Below are 19,130 nucleotides of genomic sequence, written 5' to 3'. Positions count from 1 at the left end.
AAGCCCTTACGACGCGAGCACAACGATCCACACGATCAATGCGGCGTACACCACAACACCCACGATGTTGCCGATGACGCACAGCGCCTTCGCGGTGTTCGACGCCTGCCATGCGCGTGGGAGGTCGCCGCGCTGCCTGGCCATGTCGACCTCGTTCGCCTTGGCGAGCGCGGCGACGCCGAACACGAATCCGCAGAAGAGCGTGAACACCGCCCAGCCCTTGTGGTTCGGGATCTCCGGCACCGGCGGGTAGCCGTAATACCCTCGTTGTGGCTGTCCGTAGGGATATCCCATGGAACTCCTCAGAAGCCCAGCCTGCGCAGCTGCTTGGGATCGCGCTGCCAGTCCTTGGCCACCTTGATGTGCAGGTCGAGGTATACCTTCGTGCCCAGCAGCGCCTCGATGTGCCGCCGCGCTTCCGAACCGACCTTGCGCAGCCGCTCGCCCTTGTGGCCCAGGATGATCCCCTTCTGGCTGGGCCGTTCCACGTACAGCAGGGCGTGCACGTCGAGCAGGTCGTCGCGGCCCTCGTGCGGCAGCATCTCCTCCACGGTGACGGCGATCGAGTGCGGCAGCTCGTCGCGCACGCCCTCCAGCGCGGCTTCGCGGATCAGCTCGGCGACCAGTGTCTGCTCGGGCTCGTCGGTCAGGTCGCCGTCCGGGTAGAGCTGCGGCCCCTCCGGCAGCCGCGCGACGAGCAGGTCCTCCAGGGTCCTGACCTGGAAACCGTCCACAGCGGACACCGGGACGAGCTCGGCGAAGTCCAGAACCTCTTGCAGGGCAAGGAGTTGCTCGGCGATCTGCTGCTGGCTCGCGAGGTCGGTCTTGGTGACGATGCCGATCACCGGGGTGCGCTTGGCGATCTTGCGCAGCTCGGTGGCGATGAACTTGTCGCCGGGGCCGATCTTTTCGTTGGCGGGCACGCAGAACCCGACAACGTCCACTTCGGACCAGGTCGAGTAGACGAGGTCGTTGAGGCGCTGGCCGAGCAGGGTGCGCGGGCGGTGCAGGCCCGGCGTGTCCACCACGACCAGCTGCGCGTCTTCGCGGTGCACGATGCCGCGGATGGCGTGCCGGGTGGTCTGCGGTTTGCTGGAGGTGATCGCGACCTTGGTGCCGACCAGGGCGTTGGTCAGGGTCGACTTGCCCGCGTTGGGCCTGCCGACGAAACAGGCGAACCCCGAACGGTGGGTCACCGCACCACTTCCTGCACGTCGCCCTTGAGGTCGGCGCGGATGACCGGCGCCGTCGCGGAAAGATCGCGCACCGCCTGCATCGACGCGCCGACGATCAGCGGTTCGCCGGTCACGAGCGCGGCCGCTTCCAGGCCCTCGGCGCCGCTGGACACGGCGGCCGCGATGGCCGCCTGCAGCGCCGTGATCTGGAAGGACGGCAGGTCGATCGTCACCGCCGCGTAAGTCCGGCCGTCGGTGTCGCGCACCGCGGCGCCCTCGGCGGCCTGCGTCCGGGCCCTGGCCGCCCGGGCGAGGATGACGATCTTCTCGTCCTCGGGGTCCAGCTCAGACATCGTCCACGCTCCCATCTCGTTCCGAGTCAGCGGTGGAGTTCGCGCTGCCGGTACGCACCCTACGTCCGGCTATCGCCGCGCCCTCCGCTTGGACCACCACAGTGGTGATCCGCATCCGGCCGCGGCGGTCCTTGCCGCCCTCGGCGTGCAGCCGCAGCCCGTCCACCTCGGCCTCCGCGCCGGGCAGCGGCACCCGGCCGAGCCGCTGCGCGAGCAGGCCGCCGACGGTCTCCACGTCGTGGTCCGCCAGCTCCATGCCGAACAGCGCACCGAGATCGTCCACGCCGAGACGCGCCGAGACCCGCACCGACTTCTCGTCCAGGTGTTCCACCGGCGGCCGTTCCTCCTGATCGGACTCGTCGGTGATCTCGCCGACGATCTCCTCCAGGATGTCTTCGATGGTCAGCAGGCCGGCGGTGCCGCCGTACTCGTCGACCGCGATCGCCATGTGGTTGTGCGAAACCTGCATCTCCCGCAGCAGGTCGCCGAGCCGTTTGGAGTCCGGCACGAACGACGCCGGGTACATCAGCTGCGCGACCGGGGTGGCCGAACCTTCGTCGAGCGAGGCGCGCACCAGGTCCTTGAGGTTGAGCACGCCGACGATGTCGTCCACCGACTCGCCGATCACCGGGATCCGGGTGAAACCGGTGCGCAGGCACAGCGCCAGCGCCTGCCGGACGGTCTTGTCCTGTTCGATCCACACGATCTCGGTGCGCGGCACCATCACCTCGCGGGCCACCGTGTCGCCCAGCTCGAACACCGAGTGGATCATCTCGCGCTCGCCGGGCTCCACCACCCCGCGTTCCTGGGCGAGGTCGACCAGCTCCCGCAGCTCGACCTCGCTGCTGAACGGGCCCTCGCGGAAACCCTGCCCCGGGGTGATCGCGTTGCCGATGATGATCAGCAGCCGGGACAGCGGGCCGAGCACGGTGCCAAGCACGCGGACGGGCCCGGCCACCAGCGCGCCGACCCGGTACGGGTGCTGGCGGCCGATGGTGCGCGGGCCCACGCCGACCAGCACGTACGCGATCACCACCATCACCACGGCGGTGACCAGCACGGCCAGCCACTCGGGCTCGAACCAGCGCAGGAACACGACGGTGACCAGCACCGTCGCGGTCAGCTCGCAGATCATCCGCAGCAGCAGGATCAGGTTGAGGTGCCGTCGCCGCTCGGCCACGACGACCGCGAGCTGACGGGCGCCGGGCCTGCCGAGCCGGATCAGCCCGTCGACCCGCGCGGGTGAGACCGTGCTGACCGCCGCGTCGGCGGCCGCGAACACCCCGGCGAGCAGGACCAGCACCACGGCCAGCACCAGCAGGGAGGCGGAACTCGCCATCGCTAGACCGGATTTCTCGGACGGCGGTGCCGCTTGTCGTGGGCCGTCAGCTTGCACCGCTGCGGGTTTTGAGTGAGTGAAGTCGCGCGCAGCGTGTCCATTGAGGGCACCGCCTCGCAAGCCATCTGCACGATATTTCCTAGACGTCTTCCGCGGCATCGAGACCGGCCGCGCCGAGCAGCCGGTCGTCGGTGCTGCGCTGGTCCGCGCGGCGGCGCGCGGCCGCGACGGCGGCCTTGAAGTCGGCCAGGATGCGTTTCTGCAGGCCGAACATCTCGCGCTCCTCGGCAGGCTCGGCGTGGTCGTAGCCGAGCAGGTGCAGCACCCCGTGCACGGTGAGCAGGTGCAGTTCGTCGACCAGGGAATGCCCGGCGGTGCGGGCCTGGTCCCTGGCGAAGGCCGGGCACAGCACGATGTCACCGAGCAGCGCCGGCGAGGCGTCCCCGGCGTCCGGACGGCGGGAGGAGTCCAGCTCGTCCATCGGGAAGGCCATCACGTCGGTGGGGCCGGGCAGGTCCATCCAGCGTTCGTGCAGGTCGGACATGACTTCGAGGGTGACAAGCACCATCGACAGCTCGGCCAGCGGGCTGACCTCCATCCGGTCCAGTGCGAACCGGGCAGCGGAAACGATCGACGTCTCGTCGACCGCGATTCCGGATTCGTTGGCGATCTCGATACTCATGATGGGTCAGCGACGACCCTTTCCCTGTCCGTTGCCATTGCCGGCATCCTGGGTGGCCTGCCACTTCTCGTACGCGTCGACGATGTCGCCGACGAGCCGGTGGCGGACCACGTCGTGGCTGGTGAGGTTGGCGAAGTGCAGATCCTCGACACCCTCGAGGATCTCGCGGACGACGCGCAGGCCGCTGCGCTGCCCGTTGGGCAGGTCGACCTGGGTGACGTCACCGGTGACCACGATCTTCGAGCCGAAGCCGAGCCGGGTGAGGAACATCTTCATCTGCTCGGGCGTGGTGTTCTGCGCCTCGTCGAGGATGATGAACGCGTCGTTCAGCGTGCGGCCGCGCATGTACGCCAGCGGCGCGATCTCGATCGTGCCGGCCTGGATGAGCCGCGGGATGGACTCCGGGTCGACCATGTCGTGCAGCGCGTCGTACAGCGGGCGCAGGTACGGGTCGATCTTCTCCGACAGCGTGCCCGGCAGGAAGCCCAGCCGCTCCCCCGCCTCGACCGCCGGCCGGGTCAGGATGATGCGGGTGACCTGCTTGGCCTGCAGCGCCTGCACGGCCTTGGCCATCGCGAGGTACGTCTTGCCGGTGCCGGCCGGGCCGACCCCGAAAACGACCGTGTGCTTGTCGATCGCGTCGACGTAACGCTTCTGGTTCAGTGTCTTCGGGCGGATGGTGCGGCCGCGGCGGGACAGGATGTCCATGCTCAGCACGTCCGCCGGGGACTCCTTGGAGCCCGCGGAGAGCATGCCTATCGTGCGGCGCACGCTGTCCGGGCCGAGCTGCTGGCCGCGCCCGGCGAGGGTGACCAGCTCGGCGAAGACGCGCTCACCGAACGCGACGTCGGCGGGGGCACCGGTGAGGGTGACCTCGTTGCCGCGGACGTGCACGTCGGCCTCGAGTAACTCCTCGGCGACGCGGAGGTTCTCGTCGCGGGAGCCGAGCAGCGTCAGCACTGCCGTATCCGGGATGGGGAACCGGGACTGGGCACTCTGCGTGGCCATCTCGGTGACGTCCGTGGAGTCGTTCTGCGGGACGTCCGCCGGGACGTCGGATCGAGCGGCTCCACCCTGTGCGGTACCGGCCACGTGCCCTCGGGCCTGCTTTCTGCGCGTGCGCTAGTCGAGAAGTACTGACACCCATGATGCTAGCGGCACCCGCCCGCTCGTCGCAGGTGGTTAAGCGTGCCGCCCGAACAGGCCGAGCTGTTCACCGCCCAGTACGTGCGCGTGCACGTGGAAAACGGTCTGCCCGGCGTCACTGTCGGTATTGAAGACAACGCGGTAGCCGGAGGTGGAAATTCCCTCCAGCTCGGCGACCTTGCGCGCGGTGGCGACCACGTCGGCGAGCAGCTGGGGATCGGCGGCGGCGAGCTCGGCCACGTTCCGGTACCGCTGCTTCGGCACCACCAGCACATGCACCCTGGCCTGCGGGTTGATGTCCCGGAAAGCGAACGTGGTCTCGTCCTGGTACACCACGTCGGCCGGGATCTCGCCGGCGATGATGCGCTCGAACAGCGTCTCCGCGTCACTCATACCCGGCACCTTATCGCCGGGCCAGGTCAGCGGAAGGCTCGCCTTGCCCAGTCGGCGAATTTCCCGGGACGACGGCCCAGCAGGTTTTCGACGCCGGGGCCGACCTGTTGTTCGGCCGGGGTCGGGGTCCCGAGGATGTCGAGGGTGACGTCCGCGACCGGCTCGGGCATGAAAAGCAGCATTCCGGCGCGGGCCTCTTCCCTGGTCTGCTCGGCGAACCGGATGGGCACACCCAGTGCGGCCGCGATGGCTTCGGCCTGCTGCCGCGGCGAAATCGGCTCCGGGCCGGTGAGCGTGTAGCTCTTCCCGCCGTGCCCGGCTTCGCGCAACACCACGGCGGCGACCGCGGCGATGTCCGCCGGATCGATGTTCGGGAGCGCCACGTCGCCGAAGGGCGCCGCGATTTCGCGCCGGGCGCGGACGGATCCGGCCCATTGGAACGCGTTGGAGAAGAAGCCCGACGGCCGCAGCACCGTCCACTCCAGACCCGATTCACGGACGGCGTCCTCGTGCGCCGAAGGATGCCGGCCGGTCGCGACTCCTTGGGAGGACAGCAAAACAACCCGCTGGACGTTCGCGGCCCGGGCGGCTCTCAGCACTCCGGTGAGGTCACCTCCGGCGAGAAACTCCGGGGACGTCAACAGGAACAGCGCCTCAGCCCCGTCGAGTGCGGGTTCGAGCATGTGCGGCTCGGCGAGGTCGGCCTGATGGTGCCGCACCCCGTCGGGCAGTTCGGTGACTTTGCGGGACACCGCCATCACTGACGCGCCACTTTCGGCGAGCGCCTGGACGAGCGGCCGTCCCACGTTCCCGGTCGCGCCTGTCACCACGATCATTTCGTTTCCCTTCGACGTTTCCCGTTCGGGCGCCGCTGACGCTACTATCGTGGGGCTAGTAGGTACCTAGAGGAAAGTGGGGGCTCCGGTGACCGAGACCACAGCGGAGATCGCGCCGGAGCAGGCGTGTCCGATCGCGCCGGTGGTGGATGTCGTGTTCAGCCGGTGGACGACGCCGATCCTGTGGACACTCAACGAATTCGGCCGGCAGCGCTTCGTGGAACTGGAACGGCGGATCACCACCATCACCCCCAAGGTCCTGACCCAGCGCCTGCGCCGCCTCGAACGCGACGGCCTGGTGACACGGACCTACTACCCGGAGGTGCCGCCGCGCGTGGAGTACGAGATCAGCCCACTCGGCCGAAGCCTCGCGCCGTTGTTCGCCGCCCTTGCCGACTGGTCCCCCAAACTCGCCGAGGTCGAAGAAGCCCGCCGGATTTACGACGCCGAAGGCAAGCGCCGCTGATTTTTGTTGTGGGGACGGGGTTCTTCGTGTGATCTTGCGGCTTCCTTGCGCCCCGTTGGGTGCAGGTTGCGACAGCAACGAACGCGCGTGGCCGGGGTGCGGCCGATGGGTGCGCTCGCTTCGCGCCCGGCGACACACCACTCACGCACCCACCACCGGTGACACACCCACCCACACACCCACCGCAAAGGGGGCAAGGGGCGAAGCCCCAACAGGGTCCAGGGGCGAAGCCCTTGGTGGGGGGTCCAGGGGCGAAGCCTCCCTGGCGGGGGTCCAGGGGGCGGAGCCCGCCTGGCGGGGGTTTGGGGGTTCGACCCCCAAAAGATATCCGCCCCGCGCAACAAGGGCAGCCAGCGAAGCTGGCAAACACGACTCGACGCCGCGGGGCGGTGAAGCCTGGGGGTCGCTCCACCGCCTCCGCGGCTCCGCCGGACCGAGGGGGGAGGTGTCCGGCGGGGTCTTTCGGGTACCCGGGACCAAGCCCCAGGTGTCGTTAACAAGCGTAACGGTTGTGGCCGGGGGAGCGCCACAGGCTTGGTGAACTTTTTATGGTTCAGGACCAGCGTGCTGTCAGCGCACCGAGTGCGCCGAGTGCGACGGCCGCGGCGGTGGAGGTGCGGAGAACTGTGGTGCCGAGGCGGACTGGTTCGGCGCCGGCCGCTGTCAGTGTTTCCAGTTCGTTGTCGGTGATTCCGCCTTCGGGGCCCACGACGAGGAGCAGTTCTCCTTCTCCTGGCAGTGAAAGCTCGGTGAGCCGCCGGGGCGCGGTGCCTTCCAGGACGAGCGTGAGGTCGGCTTTCCCCGCCGCTGCGGCCAATTCCGGGGTGCCGATCGCCTCCGCGACTTCGGGGACCCACGTGCGGCGGGCTTGTTTCGCGGCTGAGCGGGCGGTGTCGCGCCAGCGGGAAAGCGCTTTCGTGCCACGGGGTCCCTCGTCCCAGCGGGCGACGCTGCGTTCGGCGCGCCAGGGCAGGATCGCGTCGGCGCCCGCCTCCGTCGCGAGTTCGACCGCCAGTTCGCCGCGATCGCCTTTCGCGAGGGCCTGCGCGATGGTCACCCGCAGGCGCGGTGCGGGCTCGGTCCAGCGCTCTTCGATCGTCAGGTGCAACGACGGCTCACGACCCGGCTGAACCGAAGCCACCACGCATTCCGCGGCCGAACCCGCGCCGTCGCCGAGGACGAGCCGCTCTCCTGCGCGCAGGCGCCGGACTGTCACGGCATGTCGCGCTTCGTCCCCGGTGAGCACGGCCGAGGACCCCGCCGGCAGTTCCCCGACGAGGAACACCGGCGCGGTCGTGCCCGGCATTACCGGTGGCTCTTGGCGCGCAGCTTCGAGAACAGCCCACCGGACCGGCCGTTGTGGGCCAGCGTCGGGGTGTCCTCGCCGCGCTGCTGCGCCAGTTCGAGCAGCAGCTCACGCTGGGCGTCGTCGAGCCTGGTCGGTACCTGCACGTCGATGTGGACGTGCAGGTCACCGCGGCCGTCGACGCGGCCGGAGGAACGTAGCCGCGGCATCCCCTTGCCGGTCAGCACGAGTTCGGCGGCAGGCTGGGTGCCCGGTTCGACCTCGAGTTCGTACTCGCCGTCGATCAGCGTCTCCAGCGGGACGGTGGCGCCGAGGGCGGCGGTGGTCATCGGGATCGGCAGGCTGCAGTGCAGGTCGTGGCCCTCGCGGATGAAGATCTCGTGCGGCTCTTCGTCGACCTCGACGTACAGGTCGCCTGCCGGGCCGCCGCCGGGGCCGACCTCGCCCTGGCCGGACAGCCTGATCCGCATCCCGTCGCCGACACCGGCCGGGATCTTCGCGTTGACGGTGCGGCGCGAGCGGACGCGGCCGTCGCCGCCGCACTGGCGGCACGGGTCGTCGATGACCTCGCCGTAACCGCGGCACACCGGGCAGGGCCGCGCGGTGACGACCTGGCCGAGGAAGGACCGCTGCACCGACTGGATCTCACCCTGGCCACCGCAGGTGTCACAGGTGTGCACGGAACCGCCGGGCGCGGTGCCGTTGCCGCGGCACACGTCGCACAGGATCGCGGTGTCGACGGTGATCTCCTTGTTCACCCCGGTGGCGCATTCCTCCAGGGTCAGCCCGATCCGGATCAGCGCGTCGGAGCCGGGCTGCACGCGGCTGCGCGGACCACGCCCGCGGCCACCGCCACCGCCGGACGCACCGAAGAAGGCGTCCATGATGTCGCCGAGCCCGCCGAAGCCGGCGAACGGGTCGCCTCCGCCGCCACGGGCGCCGGCACCGTTGTCCAGCGGGTCGCCGCCGAGGTCGACGATCTTGCGCTTCTGCGGGTCGGAGAGAACCTCGTAAGCGGTGGTGACCTCACTGAACTTGTGCTGGGCGTCCTCGGACGGGTTCACGTCCGGGTGCAGCTCCCTGGCCAGCTTCCGGTACGCGCGCTTGATCTCCTGATCGGTCGCGTTCTTGGCCACGCCGAGAATGCCGTAGTAGTCCCTCGCCACCGTTCTCAAATCCTCCTGAACACACCCCGTCCCGGCTAGCCGCCGGCCAGGATCTGCCCCACGTAGTTCGCCACCGCGCGGACCGCGGCGATCGTTCCCGGGTAGTCCATCCTGGTCGGCCCGACGATGCCCATCCCGCCAAGGAGCATGTCGTCCTTCCCGTACCCGATCGACACCACCGAGGTGCTGCGCATCTGCTCGTTTTCATTTTCCTCGCCGATACGCACCGTGATCGCACCGGGGTTGCGGGCGGCGGCCAGCAGCTTCAGCACGACGACCTGCTCCTCCAGCGCCTCCAGCACCTGGCGCAGCGAACCGGGGAAATCGGCCACGTTGCGGGTCAGGTTGGCGGTGCCGCCGAGGACCAGGCGTTCCTCCGGATGATCGACGAGGTGTTCGACGAGCACGGTACAGATCCGGGTCAGCGCGTCTCGCAGCTCACCCGGGGCTTGCTCGGGCAGCTCGGCGACGCGGGCGGCCGCGTCGGTGAGCTGGCGGCCGGCCAGCGTCGAGTTCAGCACGTCGCGGATGCGCGTGACCTGCTCCTCGGTGACCACGTCACCGAGGTCGACGGTGCGCTGGTCCACCCGGCCGGAGTCGGTGATGATCACGAGCATCAGCCGGGCCGGGGTGAGCGGCACCACCTCCAGGTGGCGCAGCGCCGCGCCCGACATCGTCGGGTACTGCACGATGGCGACCTGCCTGGTCAGCTGTGCGAGCAGCCGGACCGACCGGCGCAGCACGTCGTCGAGGTCGAGCGCGCCGTCGAGGAAGCTGATGATCGCGCGGCGTTCGGCGCTGGTCAGCGGTTTGACGTCGGCGAGCCGGTCCACGAACAGCCGGTAGCCCTTGTCGGTGGGGATCCGCCCGGCGCTGGTGTGCGGCTGGGTGATGTAGCCGTCCTCCTCCAGCGCCGCCATGTCGTTGCGCACGGTGGCGCTGGACACCCCGAGGTTGTGCCGGTCGACGATCGCCTTCGAGCCGACCGGCTCCTGGTTGGAGACGTAATCGGCGACGATGGCCCGCAGCACTTCGAAACGACGCTCGTCCGAACTGGCCACGCACACCTCCGTGTTCCCGACGTACCTGACACCGAGTTTACGGAAGACGGGAGCGAAGCGTATCCAGGTCGCCGAGAACCCACGCGGAGGTCAGCAGACCGCCCGCCGCGGTGAAGAAGGCCGCACCGGAATAGCCGATCGGCGCGCCGCCGCCGGAAACTCCCAGCAGTTCGCCCTGTGCGTGCCCGGAGTACCAGAGCCGGGCCGCCGCCCGGTCGTGCTCGGCGACCAGTTCGACGATCTCGTTGTGGAAGTCGGGCACGGCGGCGCGGACGCGGTCGCGGTAGCCTCGCCAGCTGTCGTGACCACGGGTTTCGTCGCCGAGCGAACCCCGGAAGACGAAGTCCGGGGCCAGCAGCTCGGCGACCGCCGCGTCGTCCCAGCGGTTCCAGGCGTCGGCGTAGAACCGCCGGACGAGGTCAGCAGTTCCGCGGGAAACCAAGGTTCACCCCGCCCTGGCTCGGGTCCGGCCAGCGGGAGGTAACGACCTTGGTGCGGGTGAAGAAGTGGAAACCCTCCGGGCCGTAGGCGTGGCTGTCGCCGAACAGCGAGTCCTTCCAGCCGCCGAACGAGTAGTAGCCGACCGGCACCGGGATGGGCACGTTGAGCCCGACCATGCCGACCTCCACCTCGTTCTGGTAGCGGCGGGCGGCGCGGCCGTCGTTGGTGAAGATCGCCGTGCCGTTGCCGTACGGGTTGGCGTTGACCAGCTCCAGCGCGGCGTCGTAGCTCTCGGCGCGGGCGACGCACAGCACCGGGCCGAAGATCTCGTCGGTGTAGATCGACATGTCCGGCCGGACCTTGTCGAACAGCGTGGGACCCAGCCAGAACCCGTTGCCCGGCACCGAGATCCCGCGTCCATCGACCGCCAGCTCCGCGCCCGACGCCACTCCCGCGTCCACATAGGACTGCACCTTGGCGCGGTGTGCCGAGGTGACCAGCGGCCCCATCTCCGAGCCGGGATCGCGGCCGTCGCCGACCCGCAGCCGCGCCATCCGCTCGCTGATCTTCGCGACCAGTTCGTCGCCGACCGGATCGACGGCGACGACCACGGACACGGCCATGCACCGCTCCCCCGCCGAGCCGAACCCCGCGGACACCGCGGCGTCGGCCGCCAGGTCGAGATCCGCGTCCGGCAGCACGACCATGTGGTTCTTCGCGCCGCCCAGCGCCTGCACGCGTTTGCCGTGTGAGGTGCCGGTTTCGTAGACGTAGCGCGCGATCGGGGTGGAGCCGACGAACGAGATCGCCTTGACGCCGGGATGCGAGAGCAGGCCGTCGACGGCGACCTTGTCCCCGTGCAGCACGTTGAGCACCCCGTCGGGCAGCCCGGCCTCGGCGAACAGTTCCGCGATGAAGACCGACGCCGACGGGTCCTTTTCGCTCGGCTTGAGCACCACGGTGTTGCCGCAGGCGAGCGCGTTGGGCACGAACCACAGCGGCACCATCGCCGGGAAGTTGAACGGCGAGATCACCCCGACCACACCGAGCGGCTGCGCGAGGGAGAACACGTCGACGCCCGTGGAGGCGTTCTCGCTGAACCCGCCCTTGAGCAGTTGCGGGGCGCCGCAGGCGTACTCGACGTTCTCGATGGCGCGGGCGATCTCCCCGGCCGCGTCGGATTCGACCTTGCCGTGCTCCGAGGTGATGATCTTCGCCAGCTCGTCCTTGCGGGCGGTGAGCAGTTCGCGGAACGCGAACAGCACCCGGCCGCGCCCGGCCAGCGAAGTGTCGCGCCAGCGCGGGAAAGCGCGTGCGGCCGCGGCGACGGCTTCGGCCACCTGCCCGTCACCGGCGAAGTCCACGTGCGCGCGGACTTCGCCGGTGGCGGGATCGAACACCTCCCCGGTCCGCTCCGCGACCCCAGCCCAGCGTTTCCCGTCGATCCAGTGGCTGATCCGGCCCGTCATCGCGCGTCCTCCCGCGCCGCGGCGACGGACGCGCCCAGGATTTCCAGCGCTTCGGTCGCCTCCTCGTCGGTGAGTGTCATCGGCGGTGCGAGCCGGATGACGTTGTTGTGCAGCCCGCCCTTGCCGACCAGCAGCCCGCGCTCGCGGGTCTCCTCCAGTACCGCGCCCGCCTTGGCCGGACTGGGTTCCTTGCCGCCCGGCTCGACGAACTCGACCCCGATCATCAGGCCCTTCCCGCGCACGTCGCCGACGATGTCGTACTTCTCGCCGAGGTCACGCAGCCCCGCGATGAGCTTGTTGCCGAGCTTGGCGGCGTTGCCCTGCAGGTCGTTGTCGAGCAGATAGTCCAAAGTGGCCTTCGCGCCCGCGGTGGCGATCGGGTTGCCGCCGAAGGTGGAGATGGAGTTGGCCCGCAGCGAATCCATCACCTCGCCGCGCGCGACGACGCCGCCGATGGCCAGCCCGTTGCCCAGCCCCTTGGCGAAGGTCATCACGTCCGGGGTGACCCCGTGCGCCTGCATTCCCCAGAAATGCTCGCCGGTGCGGCCCCAGCCGGTCTGCACCTCGTCGGAGATCAGCAGGATGCCGTACTCGTCGAGGACTTCCTTGAAGGCGGCGAACAGCCCGTCCGGCGGCACGTTGAACCCGCCGACGCCCTGGATCGGCTCGGCGATCAGCGCGGCCACGTCACCGGAGGTGGTGGTCTGCAGGACATCACGCAGATCGTCGGCGCAGGCCTTGATGTAGTCCGCATCGGACAGACCGCCGAAAGCGTCGCGGTAGCGGTAGCCGCCCTGCACGTAACTGACCTTCACCGGCGAAAGCGAGCTGGCCGACCAGCCGCGGTTGCCGGTGATGCCGACGGTGGCGAAGGCGCGGCCGTGGTAGGAGTTGCGCATGGCCAGCACCTGGTTGCTGCGCCGGTACTGGGTGGCGAGCATCAGCGCGGTCTCGTTGGCCTCGGTGCCGGAGTTGGTGAAGAACACCTTCGCGCCGGGGATGCCGGACAGTCCGGCGATCTGCTCGGCCAGCTCGACCTGGTTGCGGATGAGGTAGAGCGTGGAGGTGTGCAGGACGCCGGTGTCGAGTTGCGCCCGGATCGCACCGGAGATCTCGGCGATGTCGTATCCGATGGCGTTGGTGAGGATGCCGGCGAAGAAGTCGAGGTAGGTGTTGCCGTCGCCGTCGGTCACCCGCCTGCCTTGGGCGCGCACGATCTCGATCGGTTCTCGGTAGTACAGCGCCAGCCAGTCGGGCAAAACGGCGCGATGCCGGGCCACCAACGATTCGCTCATAGCTGACGAGTCTGACGAGCACGCGCCGGAGCCGACACACGCAACATGTACGGACTCGGGTTCCCGCCCGTACAGTTTGTGTCTGATGTATCCGACCGTGGCCGACGTGCTCGTGCTCCCGGTGGTGCGGCACGGCCGCCCTCGGGTGGTGGCGGGCGCGGCCGGGCTCGACGCGCGGGTGCGCTGGGTGCACGTCGCCGAGGTCGCCGACATCGGCGACCTGCTCAAGGGCGGCGAACTGGTGCTCACCACCGGGATAGCCCTGCCCGACGATCCGGCCGCGCTGACCAAGTACGTGGACGGGCTCGCGGGCGCCGGGGTGGCCGGGCTGGTGGTGGAGCTGGTGCGGCACTGGAGCCACGCCCTGCCGAAGGCGCTGGTGGAGGCGGCCGAGCACAACGGGATCCCGCTGATCACGCTGTCCCGGGAAACGCGCTACGTCACGATCACCGAAACCGTGAACGGGCTGATCGTCGACGCGCAGGTCGCCGAGCTGCGGGCGGCCGAGCAGGTGCACCAGATCTTCACCGAACTGACCGTCTCGGGCGCCGAGCCCGCGGTGGTGCTGGGCGAAGTGGCGCGGCTGACCGAACACCCCGTGGTGCTGGAAACCCTGTCGCACGAGGTGCTCGCCTACGACGCGGCGGGCGCCGACCCCGGTGAGCTGTTGTCGGGCTGGCTCGCCCGCTCGCGTTCGGTGCACGTCGGGGAGCGCACGGCGTACCACGCCGACGCGGGCTGGCTGCTCACTGTCGTAGGCGCGCGCGGGCTCGACTGGGGGCGGCTGATCGTGGTGTCCGACGAAGCGCCACCGCACCGGCACGTCGTGGTGATCGAGCGCGCGGCATCGGCGCTGGCCGTGCATCGGCTGGTGGCGCGGGATTCCGACGGTTTGGAGCGGCAGGCGCATCGGGCGGTCCTGGCCGAGCTGCTGGCCACGCCGACCCCGTCGGCGGAGGTGCTCGCGCGCGCGTCGGCGCTCGGTGTGCCGTTGCGCGGGCAGCGCCTGGTCGGCGTCGCGATCCGGCCCCGGCTCACCGCCGCCCCGCAGGCCGCGGCCTCGGCCCACGCGATGCTGCGGGAGCTGGCCGAGACGGTGTCGCTGACGGCACGGCGGGCCAGGGTGTCCGCGCTCGTGGCCACCGACGACCAGCACGTGCGACTGTTGCTTTCCTTGTCCCCCAAGGCGAATGTCGACGCGGTACTGGACCGGCTCGCCGCCGGGGTGCACCCCGCGTGCGTGCTCGCCGCCGGGACCACAGTGGACAGTCCCACGCAGGCGCGACGCAGCCTCGTGGAGGCGGATCACGTGGCCGCGGCTGCCCTGCGATCGTCGACGGGGCAGGCGGTGCACCGCCTGGAAGACGTGCGCCTGCGCGGGCTGCTGCACCTGCTCGCCGAGGACGAGCGCGTACAGGCCTTCGCCGCACGAGAGCTGGGCCCGCTCCTCTCGCGCGACGCGGCGTCGGGCACCCGCCTCGTGCAGGCGCTGCGGCACTACTGCGAGCAGGGCGGCAACAAATCCGCCGCCGCCGCGGCCGCGCACACGTCGCGCACCGCCTACTACCAGCAGCTCGCCCGGATCGAGCAGGTACTGGGCGTGCCGCTGGAAGATCCCGAATCGATGCTCTCGCTGTACGTCGCGCTCCTGGCCCACGACCTGAAGCCGTGAACCGAGAATCTTTCACCTGATCGAGGTGTACGGGGACAAGATCGAACCGCCGATAGCGCCGATATGCCTGTTTCGACTCTGTTGCCCGCCCTGGCCTCCGTGCTGGCGCTGGTACCCGCCCCTCCCGCCGACTCGATGATGCTCTCCCTGCGCGGCGACGAGGGCACCGCCGTCGTCACCCTCGACTGCGAACCGGCGGGTGGCAGCCATCCGCACGCCGAGCGCGCGTGCGCCGCGCTCACCGAAGCCGATGGGGATTTCGGCCACCTGCCCAAGCAGAACGTGCTCTGCCCGCTGATCTGGGACCCGGTCGCCGCCACCGCCAGCGGCCACTGGCACGGGCGGCCGGTGCTGGTGCAGCGCGAGTATCCGAACCGGTGCGCCGCCAACGCCGACTCCGGCGGGGTCTTCGGTTTCTGAGCGCCCACCGTGTTTCGGCCGCGTTACCGGCTTCGGCCCCGCGGCACGCATACACTCCCGGCCTCCGCACGCAACAAACAGAATGCGTTTCGCCGGGGGCAAAAGTGAACACTCTGCCACTGCCAGCCGACCAGCTCGGCGAGCACGATTCCGCAATGGCACCCTCGCAGATCACGCACCCGGACGGACGGGTGGATCTCGGCGACACGGCATCGGTGTCCGGCAGCCGGTTCTGGAACAGCGAACTGGCGCCGGTCCCGGTGGAGAAGCGGACCTGGAACACCTACAACTATTTCGCGCTGTGGATGGGGATGGCGCACAACATCCCCTCGTACGCGCTCGCGGCCTCGCTCATCGCGCTGGGCATGAACTGGTTGCAGGCGCTCATCACGATCACGCTGGGCAATCTGATCGTGCTGATCCCGATGCTCGCCAACAGCCACGCCGGCACCAAGTACGGCATCCCGTTCCCCGTTTTCGCGCGCGCTTTCTACGGAATCCGCGGCGCGAATTTCGCGGCGCTGCTGCGGGCGTTCATCGCGTGCGGCTGGTTCGGCATCCAGACCTGGGTCGGCGGCGAGGCGATCTACATCCTCGTCGGCAAGCTCGCCGGTGGCGGCTGGCGGCACGCGGCCGAAATCGGCGGGCAGCCGTGGACGCTGTGGCTCTCGTTCGCCGTGTTCTGGATCGTGCAGATGCTGATCATCTGGCGTGGGATGGAAGCCGTGCGGCGGTTCGAGAACTGGACCGCGCCGCTGGTGTCGGTCGGCTTTCTGATCCTGCTGGGCTACGTGCTGGTGAAGGCGGGCGGCGTGGGCCCGATCCTGTCCGAGCCGGCGAAACTGGGCTGGGGCACCGGTTTCTGGAAGGTGTTCGCGCCTTCGCTGATGGCGATGATCGCGTTCTGGTCCACGCTTTCGCTGAACATGCCGGACTTCACCCGGTTCGGCGGCAGCCAGCGCACCCAGGTGCGCGGGCAGTTGCTCGGCCTGCCGACCACGATGACGTTCATCGCGGTGGTGGCGATCCTGACCACCTCCGGCGGCCAGCTGCTCTACGGCGACGCGATCTGGGACCCGGCCCAGCTGGCGGACCACTTCTCCAACCCAGCGCTGGTGGTGGTCGCGCTGATCGCGCTGGTGCTGGCGACGATCTCGGCGAACCTCGCGGCCAACGTGGTAAGCCCGTCCTACGACTTCTCCAACGCCTTCCCCAAGCGCATCACCTTCGCGCTCGGCGGGCTGATCACCGGCGTGATCGGGGTGGTGATCATGCCGTGGAAGCTCTACTCCGACCCGAACATCTACATCTTCACCTGGCTCGGTTTCTACGGCGGCGTCCTCGGCGCGGTCGCCGGGGTGCTGGTGGCGGGCTACTGGGTGCAGCGGCGGCGCACGCTCGATCTTGTCGGGCTGTACCAGGAAAAGGGCCGGTACTGGTTCGCCGGCGGCTGGAGCTGGCAAGCCCTGGTCGCCACCGTCGTCGGCGCCGTACTCGCCGTCGGTGGCGCCTACACCGCGCCCGGTTCGGACGGGCCGTTCCCCTCGGACGGGCTGATCCCGTTCCTCAAACCGCTTTACGACTACAGCTGGGTCGCCGGGCTGGTCGGTGGATTCGTGGTCTATCTCGTGCTGACCCTGCCGGGTCGCGCGGCAGAATCGAAGGAGGAAGCCAGTGAGCAACCTGGTCAGGGCCGCCTTGGTGCAGCAGCGGTGGACGGGTGACAAGGATTCGATGATCGCCGGCGCCGTCGAGGCGATCGGCAGCGCCGCCTCCCAGGGCGCGCAGGTGGTCTGCCTGCAGGAGCTGTTCTACGGGCCGTATTTCTGCCAGGTGCAGGACGCCGACTACTACTCCTACACCGAGGGCATCCCGGACGGGCCGACCACTAAGCTCATGCAGGAGGTCGCGGAACGGCACGGGATCGTGATCGTCGCGCCGATGTACGAGCAGGAGCAGCCCGGGGTGTACTACAACACCGCGGCCGTGATCGATGCCGACGGCACGTATCTGGGCAAGTACCGGAAGAACCACATCCCGCAGGTGAAAGGCTTCTGGGAGAAGTTCTACTTCCGGCCGGGCAACACCGGCTACCCGGTGTTCGACACCGCGGTCGGCCGGATCGGTGTCTACATCTGCTACGACCGGCATTTCCCGGAGGGCTGGCGGGCGCTGGGCCTGGCCGGGGCGAAGATCGTGTTCAACCCGTCCGCGACCAGCCGTGGCCTTTCGCAGTACCTGTGGCGGCTGGAGCAGCCCGCGGCGGCCGTCGCCAACGAGTACTACGTCGGCGCGATCAACCGTGTCGGCGTGGAACCCTTGGGCGACAACGACTTCTACGGGCAGACCTATTTCGTCGACCCACGCGGCGAACTGGTCGGCGAAGCCGCGGCCGACGACAAGGACGAGGTCGTGGTACGCGATCTCGACATGGACGAACTCGCCGCGGTCCGGGATCTGTGGGCGTTCTACCGCGACCGCAGGCCGGATTCCTACGACTCGATTGTGAAGCCGTGATGCGCACTCTCATCAAGGGCGGGACAGTGCTGTCCCCCGCCGGTGGCGTGCCCGCCGACGTGCTCATCGCCGGGGAGCAGGTGGCGGCCGTCGCCGCGCCCGGCGTGTTCGACACCGCGGACACAGTGCTCGACGCCACCGGCAAATACGTGCTGCCGGGCGGGATCGACGCGCACACCCACATGGAAATGCCCTTCGGCGGCACGTTCTCCTCGGACACCTTCGAAACCGGGACCACGGCCGCGGCGTGGGGCGGCACGACCACGATCATCGATTTCGCGGTGCAGGCCAAGGGCACCTCGCTCGGGTCCACTCTGGACAAATGGCACGAGAAGGCCGACGGGAACTGCGCGATCGACTACGGGTTCCACATGATCGTGTCCGACGTGAACGACTCGACACTCAAGGAGATGCGCGGCTGCCTCGACGCCGGGGTGTCGAGTTTCAAGATGTTCATGGCCTACCCCGGGGTCTTCTACTCCACCGACGGGGAAATCCTGCGCGCCATGCAGCAGGCGCGGGAGATCGGCGCGACGATCATGATGCACGCCGAGAACGGCATCGCGATCGACGAGCTGGCGGCGCGGGCCCTCGCGGAAGGCAAGGGCGAACCGGTACAGCACGGTTACACCCGTCCGTCCGCTTTGGAGGGTGAGGCCACCTCACGTGCGATCACACTGGCACGCGTGACCGGTTCGCCGTTGTACATCGTGCACCTGTCCGCCGCGGAAGCGCTTTCCGCGGTGGCGGAGGCACGCGACGCGGGCCAGAACGTGTTCGCCGAGACCTGTCCGCAGTATCTCTATCTGTCCATCGAGGACTTGGCGAGGCCGGATTTCGAAGGCGCCAAGTACGTCGCCTCTCCCCCGCTGCGGGAGAAGAAGCACCAGGCCGACCTGTGGCGCGGGCTGCGGACGAACGACCTGTCGGTGGTCTCCACCGACCACTGCCCGTTCTGCTTCAAGGACCAGAAGGAACTCGGCCGAGGCGATTTCTCCAAGATCCCCAACGGAATCCCCGGCGTGGAGCACCGGATGGACCTGCTGCACCAGGGTGTCGTCGCCGGCGAGATCTCGCTCGGACGCTGGGTGGAGGCGTGCTCGACCACCCCGGCGCGGATGTTCGGGCTCTACCCGCGCAAGGGCGTGCTCGCCCCGGGCTCGGACGCCGATGTCGTGATCTACGACCCGGCGGCGAAGCAGACGCTGTCGGCGGAGACCCACCACATGGCTGTGGACTACTCGGCCTACGAAGGGTTCGAGCTCACCGGCAAGGTGGAAACGGTGCTGTCGCGGGGAAAGGTCGTCGTGTCGCCCGCCGGGTTCGGCGCGAAGCCGGGTGACGGCCGGTTCCTGTCCCGCGATCTGTGCCAGTACCTCGGCTGAAGGAGCGG

The 19,130-nt window shown here is 69.3% G+C and carries 20 protein-coding genes; 6 read left to right on the top strand and 14 right to left on the bottom strand.

Annotation, left to right across the window (positions count from 1 at the left end; genetic code table 11):
* Positions 1-6 precede the first annotated feature (6 nt).
* The 8 genes from VHD82_RS09040 to VHD82_RS09005 form a co-directional block, all read right to left on the bottom strand.
* Positions 7-294 carry a CD225/dispanin family protein gene (locus VHD82_RS09040; RefSeq protein WP_325699470.1) on the bottom strand — a complete coding sequence of 96 codons (288 nt, stop codon included), beginning with the start codon at positions 292-294 and terminating at the stop codon, positions 7-9.
* An 8-nt stretch (positions 295-302) separates the two neighbouring features.
* Positions 303-1,196 carry a GTPase Era gene (gene era / locus VHD82_RS09035; RefSeq protein ID WP_325699467.1) on the bottom strand — a complete coding sequence of 298 codons (894 nt, stop codon included), beginning with the start codon at positions 1,194-1,196 and terminating at the stop codon, positions 303-305.
* Positions 1,193-1,528, bottom strand: coding sequence for a cytidine deaminase (locus tag VHD82_RS09030; RefSeq protein ID WP_325699464.1), 336 nt, complete (start codon positions 1,526-1,528; stop codon positions 1,193-1,195). The genes era and VHD82_RS09030 overlap by 4 nt, the downstream gene beginning before the upstream one ends.
* The gene (locus VHD82_RS09025; RefSeq protein ID WP_325699461.1) at positions 1,521-2,867 is read right to left on the bottom strand and encodes a hemolysin family protein; all 1,347 of its coding nucleotides are present in this window, start codon (positions 2,865-2,867) and stop codon (positions 1,521-1,523) included. The genes VHD82_RS09030 and VHD82_RS09025 overlap by 8 nt, the downstream gene beginning before the upstream one ends.
* Positions 2,868-3,006: 139 nt before the next feature.
* Positions 3,007-3,549, bottom strand: coding sequence for an rRNA maturation RNase YbeY (ybeY, locus tag VHD82_RS09020; RefSeq protein ID WP_325699458.1), 543 nt, complete (start codon positions 3,547-3,549; stop codon positions 3,007-3,009).
* Between the two features lie 6 nt (positions 3,550-3,555).
* A complete protein-coding gene (locus VHD82_RS09015; protein ID WP_325699455.1) occupies positions 3,556-4,641 on the bottom strand; it encodes a PhoH family protein in 1,086 nt (361 codons plus the stop codon).
* Between the two features lie 90 nt (positions 4,642-4,731).
* Positions 4,732-5,088, bottom strand: coding sequence for a histidine triad nucleotide-binding protein (locus VHD82_RS09010; RefSeq protein WP_325699452.1), 357 nt, complete (start codon positions 5,086-5,088; stop codon positions 4,732-4,734).
* Between the two features lie 26 nt (positions 5,089-5,114).
* Positions 5,115-5,924 carry an NAD(P)H-binding protein gene (locus VHD82_RS09005; protein WP_325699448.1) on the bottom strand — a complete coding sequence of 270 codons (810 nt, stop codon included), beginning with the start codon at positions 5,922-5,924 and terminating at the stop codon, positions 5,115-5,117.
* An 88-nt stretch (positions 5,925-6,012) separates the two neighbouring features.
* Between VHD82_RS09005 and VHD82_RS09000 the strand changes: the two genes are divergently transcribed.
* The gene (locus VHD82_RS09000) at positions 6,013-6,390 is read left to right on the top strand and encodes a helix-turn-helix domain-containing protein (protein WP_325699445.1); all 378 of its coding nucleotides are present in this window, start codon (positions 6,013-6,015) and stop codon (positions 6,388-6,390) included.
* A gap of 553 nt (positions 6,391-6,943) precedes the next feature.
* Here VHD82_RS09000 and VHD82_RS08995 read toward each other — a convergent pair.
* From VHD82_RS08995 to VHD82_RS08970, 6 genes are read right to left on the bottom strand one after another with little or no spacing between them, the layout of a single operon-like run.
* Entirely contained in the window at positions 6,944-7,696 is a 753-nt protein-coding gene (locus tag VHD82_RS08995; protein ID WP_325699442.1) for a 16S rRNA (uracil(1498)-N(3))-methyltransferase, read from the bottom strand.
* Positions 7,696-8,862 (bottom strand): molecular chaperone DnaJ, encoded by a 1,167-nt coding sequence (gene dnaJ, locus VHD82_RS08990; protein ID WP_325699439.1) that lies wholly within the window; start codon positions 8,860-8,862, stop codon positions 7,696-7,698. Before dnaJ ends, VHD82_RS08995 begins: the two co-directional genes overlap by 1 nt.
* 35 nt (positions 8,863-8,897) lie before the next feature.
* The gene (hrcA, locus tag VHD82_RS08985; RefSeq protein ID WP_325699436.1) at positions 8,898-9,923 is read right to left on the bottom strand and encodes a heat-inducible transcriptional repressor HrcA; all 1,026 of its coding nucleotides are present in this window, start codon (positions 9,921-9,923) and stop codon (positions 8,898-8,900) included.
* Positions 9,924-9,960: 37 nt separating this feature from the next.
* Positions 9,961-10,365, bottom strand: a complete 405-nt coding sequence (locus VHD82_RS08980) for an ester cyclase (protein ID WP_325699433.1) — start codon at positions 10,363-10,365, stop codon at positions 9,961-9,963.
* Positions 10,343-11,833, bottom strand: a complete 1,491-nt coding sequence (locus tag VHD82_RS08975) for a CoA-acylating methylmalonate-semialdehyde dehydrogenase (RefSeq protein ID WP_325699430.1) — start codon at positions 11,831-11,833, stop codon at positions 10,343-10,345. Before VHD82_RS08975 ends, VHD82_RS08980 begins: the two co-directional genes overlap by 23 nt.
* Positions 11,830-13,128, bottom strand: coding sequence for an aspartate aminotransferase family protein (locus VHD82_RS08970; protein ID WP_325699426.1), 1,299 nt, complete (start codon positions 13,126-13,128; stop codon positions 11,830-11,832). The genes VHD82_RS08975 and VHD82_RS08970 overlap by 4 nt, the downstream gene beginning before the upstream one ends.
* A gap of 85 nt (positions 13,129-13,213) precedes the next feature.
* On the opposite strand from VHD82_RS08970, the gene VHD82_RS08965 reads away from it, so the two are divergent.
* The 5 genes from VHD82_RS08965 to hydA all read left to right on the top strand — a co-directional run bounded on the left by VHD82_RS08965 (position 13,214) and on the right by hydA (position 19,122).
* Positions 13,214-14,800 carry a PucR family transcriptional regulator gene (locus VHD82_RS08965; RefSeq protein ID WP_325699423.1) on the top strand — a complete coding sequence of 529 codons (1,587 nt, stop codon included), beginning with the start codon at positions 13,214-13,216 and terminating at the stop codon, positions 14,798-14,800.
* A 63-nt stretch (positions 14,801-14,863) separates the two neighbouring features.
* On the top strand, positions 14,864-15,220 hold the full coding sequence (locus VHD82_RS08960; RefSeq protein ID WP_325699419.1) for an SSI family serine proteinase inhibitor: 357 nt from the start codon (positions 14,864-14,866) through the stop codon (positions 15,218-15,220).
* 155 nt (positions 15,221-15,375) lie between these two features.
* A complete protein-coding gene (locus tag VHD82_RS08955; RefSeq protein WP_325699416.1) occupies positions 15,376-16,944 on the top strand; it encodes an NCS1 family nucleobase:cation symporter-1 in 1,569 nt (522 codons plus the stop codon).
* Positions 16,895-17,737 carry a nitrilase-related carbon-nitrogen hydrolase gene (locus VHD82_RS08950; RefSeq protein WP_325699413.1) on the top strand — a complete coding sequence of 281 codons (843 nt, stop codon included), beginning with the start codon at positions 16,895-16,897 and terminating at the stop codon, positions 17,735-17,737. The genes VHD82_RS08955 and VHD82_RS08950 overlap by 50 nt, the downstream gene beginning before the upstream one ends.
* The gene (hydA, locus tag VHD82_RS08945) at positions 17,737-19,122 is read left to right on the top strand and encodes a dihydropyrimidinase (RefSeq protein ID WP_325700002.1); all 1,386 of its coding nucleotides are present in this window, start codon (positions 17,737-17,739) and stop codon (positions 19,120-19,122) included. Before VHD82_RS08950 ends, hydA begins: the two co-directional genes overlap by 1 nt.
* Positions 19,123-19,130: the final 8 nt, after the last annotated feature.

The sequence above is a fragment of the Amycolatopsis sp. genome (assembly GCF_035546795.1).
GTDB lineage: Bacteria > Actinomycetota > Actinomycetes > Mycobacteriales > Pseudonocardiaceae > Amycolatopsis_E.
This window is presented reverse-complemented; position numbering and strand designations above follow the sequence as displayed.